General features: G+C 67.5%; 5 protein-coding genes. All 5 read right to left on the reverse strand.

Going from position 1 to position 6,263, the window contains the following annotated elements; translation table 11 throughout:
* Positions 1–1,391 (reverse strand): sugar transporter (locus GF405_10680; GenBank protein ID MBD3368616.1); only part of this gene is annotated, 1,391 nt, incomplete at its 3' end.
* 264 nt (positions 1,392–1,655) lie between these two features.
* Positions 1,656–3,392: a S8 family serine peptidase gene (locus GF405_10685; GenBank protein ID MBD3368617.1), complete on the reverse strand. Its 1,737-nt coding sequence runs from the start codon at positions 3,390–3,392 to the stop codon at positions 1,656–1,658.
* Positions 3,393–3,466: 74 nt separating this feature from the next.
* Complete coding sequence (locus GF405_10690) at positions 3,467–4,210, reverse strand: methyltransferase domain-containing protein (protein MBD3368618.1); 744 nt, start codon at positions 4,208–4,210, stop codon at positions 3,467–3,469.
* Positions 4,211–4,215: 5 nt separating this feature from the next.
* Entirely contained in the window at positions 4,216–5,601 is a 1,386-nt protein-coding gene (locus GF405_10695; protein ID MBD3368619.1) for a response regulator, read from the reverse strand.
* A gap of 8 nt (positions 5,602–5,609) precedes the next feature.
* Positions 5,610–6,263: hypothetical protein (locus tag GF405_10700; GenBank protein ID MBD3368620.1), on the reverse strand; the 654-nt coding region annotated here is incomplete at its 5' end.

Genomic DNA, 6,263 nt, shown 5'->3' on the forward strand with positions numbered 1-6,263 from the left:
AGCGCCCCGCCGAGGTCGAACCCAACGTACTCCGGTTCACGGGTGAGCTCGTTCTCCCGCTCGATGAGCGCGTAGTCGAAGTACGTCTCTGGAAGAAGGTCCTCAGACTCCGGGATGAGGTCCAGTACCCGCATCCCGTCGAAGTGCTGGCGCTTGCCCGGACGGACGACGTTGCCGGTCAGGAAGACGACGTTCTCCTCCCGGTCGCGCACGGGGTAGACCTTCACGAGGTCGCCGTCCTGCACGGTCCACAGATCGGTCGCCGCCAGCGACAGGTCGTAGGTCGTCCTCCCTGACTTCTCGACGCGCTCGAGCTGCAGCAGACCGTCATGGGCGGTCGGTGTGAATCCGCCGGCAAGCTCGAGGAGCTCGGCCACGGTCGTGCCGTCGTCGATCTCGTAGATCGCCGGTCTCAGGACCTCGCCGGCGACTCCCACCATCGGACCGACCGGCGGAACGAAGACGACGTCGCCCGGCATCAGGCGTACGTCACCGGACGTGTCGCCCTCGAGCAGCAGGTCGTAGAGATCGAGCGTCGCTACCAGCTCCCCTTCGCGCTTGAGCTGAACGTCCCGGAGGCTCCCGATCTTACGCACCCCGCCGCTGGCGAGCAGGGCGTTGGTCAGTGTCGAGAGCCCGCTGACCGTGTAGCTCCCGGGCTGAAAGACCTCTCCGAGAACGAAGATCCGGATCGACCGCAGTCGACCCATGGAAACGCTGACCTCGACGCCAATCATCCGACGCTCCACGTCCCGGGCGATCGTTTCTTTCATCTCGCGGAACGTGAGGCCGGCCACGGTGATGGGACCGAGCTCGGGGAAGGCGATGACCCCGTCGCGGTCGACCGTCAGCGTGGTCGTCCTGTTCGTCTTGCCGTAGAGCTGGACGACGACCTCGTCGCCGGGGCCGATGATGTAGTCCGGGCTCACGGGGATGTCGGTGGCCGGCGCGAAGGTCGTCGGCGCCCCGGCGAAGAGCTCGTATCCGAACTGGCGGAGGTCGCGGTCGACGACCAGCGGCTCGGCCTCCGACACGAAGTTCTCGAACGCGCTCCGGATGCTCTCGCCCTCAGGGGTCTCCGCGAGCGGCGACCCGAGCGTGTCGGGCACGGCCGGCGCCTCATCTCCGGAGAGGCGACGCTCCAGGTCGCTCGTCTCCTGCTGCCGCGGCGACGTGACGTCCGGCGTGCTGACGTCGCGTTCCGGCGACGTCGCCGACTCCGGAACGACGCCGTACTCCCGGAGCAGGCGCTCTCGCTCCGCCTGCGGCAGGCTTCTCAGGACGTCCAGCTGGGCTTCGGTGGGTGTCTGCGCGATTGCGGGAAGGGAGAGGCTGAGAGCGGCGACTGCGACCGCCAGGGCACGCAGGCTGCGCTTCCGGCAGATCATCATCGGTCCTCCGGATCGATCCCATGAGGATCAGTTCGGCAAGCACCAACGCCGCGTGCAGGCGAAGCTGCGCGCGGTTCTGCTCGAGGCCGTGACGCGTCACGGGACGTTCGAAGGCCCGATGGGGTCACATGACGGCCTCGCCCGGATTCTGTAAGCCCTGGCGCCTTGTGTCAATAGCCAAGCAGGAAACCCGCCGGTGCGGAAAGGAAGAGGGGCGGCGCTCATGCACCGCCCCTCCCGTCTGCACCCTCAGGAAGCGTCCGCCTACCTGAGGAGCGCGATTCTGGAAGTTCCGGTTCGAACGGGGGTCTCGACCCGCAGGAAGTAGATGCCGCTCGCCGCACGCTGTCCGTCGCCTCCGGTACCGTCCCACGTGAGCGAGACGGGTCCGGCCTGCATCGGACGGTTCGCAAGCACGCTCACCCGCCTGCCGGCGACGTCATGGACGGAGACGCGGACGCGCCCGGCCCGCTCGTTCGTGAACGAGAGCGTCGTGGCGCCCGAGGAGGGGTTCGGCCGCGACATGACGATCAGCCTGTCGCGCCCGCCTTCCTCGGGAACGTCGAGCGGCGCGGAGTACATGGCGTCGTGTGCCTGCACGATGCCCCACCCCATCAGCGTGTCCGGAGAGCTTGACAACGTGCCTGTCGAACGGAGCGCCGCGATCGTCTCGCACGGGGTCCAGTCGGGATGTCCCTGGAGCAGAAGCCCCACGGCACCGGCGGTCAGCGGACACGAGAACGACGTCCCGCTGGAGCTTCCGTAGCTTGCGGTGTCGGCCGTCGTCGCCACGAACGCGTAGAGCCCGAGCGCCATGACATCCGGTTTGATGCGGCCGTCATAGGTCGGACCGACGGAGCTGAACGCCGTGCGGATGCCGGACGAGTCGACCGCACCGACTGAAAGCACGCTGTCGCCGTCCGCCGGGGCGATCATGTAGAGCCAGGGGTCATTGCCCTCGTTGCCCATCGAGTTGACGCAGAGCATACCCCTCGCGGCCGCCATATCGGCCGCGACGGTCGTGACGGCCGTCTCGCCGTCCATGTCCTCGTACGTGTACCAGTAGAGATACCCCAGCGAGCTCGAGACGACGTCGGCACCCAGGCTGTCGGCCCACTCGACGGCCTCGACCCAGTAATCCTCCTCGACCTGGATCTCCTGGTCGACGATCTCGGTCTTGGCCAGAAGGAAGCTCGCGTTGTACGAGCCTCCGTAGATGACGCCCTCCTTCATGGCTCCGACGCACGACAGCGTCGCGGTTCCGTGGCTGTCCTGCCCCGAGGGGTCACCGGGTTCGTTCGCCGTCTCGGTGTCGTCGTTGATGAAGTCGCGCTCCCCGACGATGTCGAGGTGACGGAACGCTTCATGGTCGGTATCGAAACCCGTATCGAGCATCGCGATGAGAACGCCGCTGCCGTCGAAGCCGTCGTCGTGAAGAAGGGGGACCTGGATCTGCTCGAGCTGGCTCTGCGACGAGCCGTAGTCGAGCGACCTCCCGCGCGGCGCCGGCAGATCGGTCGCCGGCTCCGCGGGCGTGATCTCCGGAAGCTCCTTCGTGCCCCGCCCGACCGGACGGACCTCTCGGACGAACGGAAATGCGGCGAGCTCGGCGAGCGCTGTGTCGTCGCCGCGGACGGAGACGGCGTTGAGCCAGCGGCTCCGTGTGACGATCTCGACGCCGGTGCCCGCGACGGCGTCGACGTACGCCTCCACCACAGGAAGGTCGTTCTCGTTGAGCTCCATTCCGACGCGGGCCCGTCGGGCGAGCGCGCGCTCCGTGAGGACGGCGCGCGCCTCGTCGAGTGCCGCGGCCCGCTCTCCGGACGGGATGCCCTTGTCCTCGAAGAAGACCCAGAAGCGGCCGGCCGTTGGTGCGTCCCGGCGCTCCCTCTCGAGCACGTCGCCCGTCGCCGCCGTGAGCGCGGCGGCCGGAGCGACCGACACTGTCAGAGTCAGGAACAGGGCGAGGAAACGGGGGCGCATGCGAGAGGCTCCTTCCATGAGGGTTCTGTTTCTACATTATAGCAAGAATAGCGCGGAGGGGCAACAGAGGTCGACCGGCGGCGTCGGACAGGTCAGACACGGGTCAGCCGCGCCAGCAGCACGCACCGGAAGGGGCGCAGCAGAGACGCGGCGTTGACCGCGCGCTCGTAGAGCACGCCCGCGAGGAAGAGCCCAGGGTTGGAGATGAGGTACTCGGGGGTCCCCTCGAACGTGCGGACCTCGGCATCGAGTCCGCACCTGTGAGCGCAGCGACTGATGGCCCGGACGGTGTTCATGCGGTAGCGCGTCCTGTGCGTCTCGCCCTCCGGCCGACCGCGACGGTGATTGTACGCAACGTGGAACCAGTGAGGCGTCAGTCGTCCCGCAACACCGACGTAGTGGTCGAGGTTCGGGGTCTTCAGATAGAGCGACCCGCCCTTCCGCAGAACCCGAATCGAGGCGACGACGAGCGCGACCGGATCATCGAGATGCTCGACGACGTTGTTCGCGATCACCGCGTCGAAGGCCTCATCGGGAAAGGGCATCGTCTCGAACCCGGAGACGAGAGCGCGGGTGAGCGACGGATTCGAGAGGACCGCCGGGTCGAGGTCGATGCCGGTCACGCTCCGGGACGTCGTGCGCAGCCCGTGGACCCGGGTGTGCCCGGGGCCGGCACCGATCTCCAGGACATCGGCGCGTTCGGGGAGCTTGCTCCGGATCCAGTGGAAGAACGCCTCGTCGGCGTCGGCCGTGAGCCGGTCCGGGTAGAATCGCTCGGCCAGACGCGCCACGCGTCCATTGGAGATCGCTCTCCCGATTCGACGCGACGACGCCATGACGCCTACTCCTTGAAGTCCCCCGACTCGAGTTCGACAGTCTTCAGGATGTCATAGACGCTCGTGTGATGCAGCCCGGCCTTCTCGGCCGTCGCGCGGACGTTACCTCTCGTGATGCGGAGCAGGTGGGAGAAGTAGCGCTGCTGGAACCGGCGTGTCATGCGTTCCAGTTCCTCCTTATACGGCGGAACGACCGTGTCGACCCCGTAGTCGAAGCCGAAGTCGAGGTCCTCGACCTGAATGGTGTCGCCGCGGGTGCGGAGCGTCGCACGCGAGATGACCGCCAGGAGCTCCCGGACGTTGCCGCCCGACCAGTCGTGCTCCTCGAGTGAGGCGATCGCGCTCGCCGAGATGCCGGTCACGTGATGCCGCTTCGCCTCGGCGGCAGCCCTGGGAACGAGCGCTGCCGCGGTCGGGCCGATGTCCTCCCGCCGCTCGCGAAGAGGCGGTATCCGGATCACGGCCTTCGCCAGACGCTGATAGAGCTCGGGACGGAACGTCCCGTCCTGGATCATGCCGTCCAGAGGGAGCACCGACGCGGAGACGATGCGCGCGTGAGTGGCCCGGCTGACGCTCTCACCGACGCGCTCGAACGTCCCGTCCTCGAGAACGCGCAGCAGCTTCGCCTGGATGCCCGGTGAGAGATCCTGAATCTCGTCGAGGAAGAGCGTTCCGCGATCGGCCAGCTCGAAGCGGCCGACCCGGTCGCGGTACGCCTCGGCGTGACCGCCCTTCGCGACACCGAAGAGCTCCGCCTCAGCGAGCGTCTCCGGGATCGCCGCGGAGCAGACCGGGACGAATGCACCGACGTCCGCCCGTTCCCCGAGCTCATGAATGGCCCGCGCGACGAGCTCCTTGCCGGTGCCCGTCTCGCCCTCGATGAGGACCTTGATGTCGGTGTCGGCCAGCTCGGCTATCTGTTCCTTGATACTCCTGATGGCGGGGCTGACCCCCGCAATCCGGGCGAGAGCATCCGGCTCGTCCTCCGACGGCGGCGGAACGGCCCTCCGGAGTCGCCCGTGTTCGATGGCCTTCTCGGCCACGTGCCTGAGTTCCTTGAGCGTCGCGGTCCGCCCCTTGATGATGTAGTAGAACGCGCCGTTCGAGATGCTCTCGACGATCTTCTCCATGTCGGCGATCTTCGTCAGCATGATCGCCGGAAGCAACATGTCCTGGCTCCGCACCCACTTGAGCAGGTCGATGCCGTTCGGTCCATCACCGAGGTCGATGTCGAGCAACGCCAGGTCGTAGCGCTTGTCCTCGATCCTCCTCTGAGCCTCGGTGAAGGTCTCCACCACATCGAAGGAGAACTCCCTCTCGAGCCGCGCCGCGATGTCCGCTCCGTACGGCTCGTCGTCGACGATGAGCACCTGCGGCTTCCGCCGGGTCATGTTCCCTCCTATGTGGTCAACAGCCTGATCTCGAAGACCGAGCCTCTCCCCGGCGCAGAACGTATCAGCACCACATCGCCGGACCGCCGCCTGAGCGCCTCCCGCGATGTCGGAAGACCGCTGCCGCCGCCCTCCCGATCGCTCACGCCCTCCAGGAAGATGACCTCGTGCCGTTCCGCGTCGATGCCCTTTCCGTTGTCCTCGAACCTGACACGGACCTCGTGCGCTCCCGTGAGACACGAGATGGAGAGCCTGGGGTCCGTCACGTCGCGAAGCGCGCGAAGGGCGTTCCCGATGAGGTTGTCGAACGCGTGCTCCAGCTCCTGCCCCGTCGCGTGCACGCGGAGCCTTCTCAGGGGACCGAGATCCGGCATCTCTACGCGTACGCCCTCCCGGTCGGCCTCCTCGACCCACGGCTTCAGTGCCGCACTGAGCGCCGCGCCGAGCGAGGTCGAGCGCTCCCGTCGCGCCTCGTCCCTGAGGGTCTCGAGAGCCTCTGCGACGGGGGCGATCACCTCGTCAAGTCTGTCCGCCAGGCGCACGCACTCGGGTTCCGGTGGTATCTCGCTGCCGATTCCCGCAAGGGCTCTCCGCAGCTCCCCGACAACGTCACGGAGCGCGGCGGCCGCCTCCGGTGCGAGCCCGACGCGCTCGGCGTTCCT

Origin of the sequence: Candidatus Effluviviaceae Genus V sp., from assembly GCA_014728125.1 — a bacterium.
In the GTDB taxonomy this organism is placed as follows: Bacteria; Joyebacterota; Joyebacteria; order Joyebacterales; family Joyebacteraceae; genus WJMD01.

Bases quoted from the DNA above. Each gene is read 5' to 3' on its own strand.
- GF405_10690 (MBD3368618.1), bottom strand. From the start codon at position 4,210: ATGGCGTCGTCGCGTCGAATCGGGAGAGCGATCTCCAATGGACGCGTG.
- GF405_10695 (MBD3368619.1), bottom strand. From the start codon at position 5,601: ATGACCCGGCGGAAGCCGCAGGTGCTCATCGTCGACGACGAGCCGTAC.
- GF405_10685 (MBD3368617.1), bottom strand. From the start codon at position 3,392: ATGGAAGGAGCCTCTCGCATGCGCCCCCGTTTCCTCGCCCTGTTCCTG.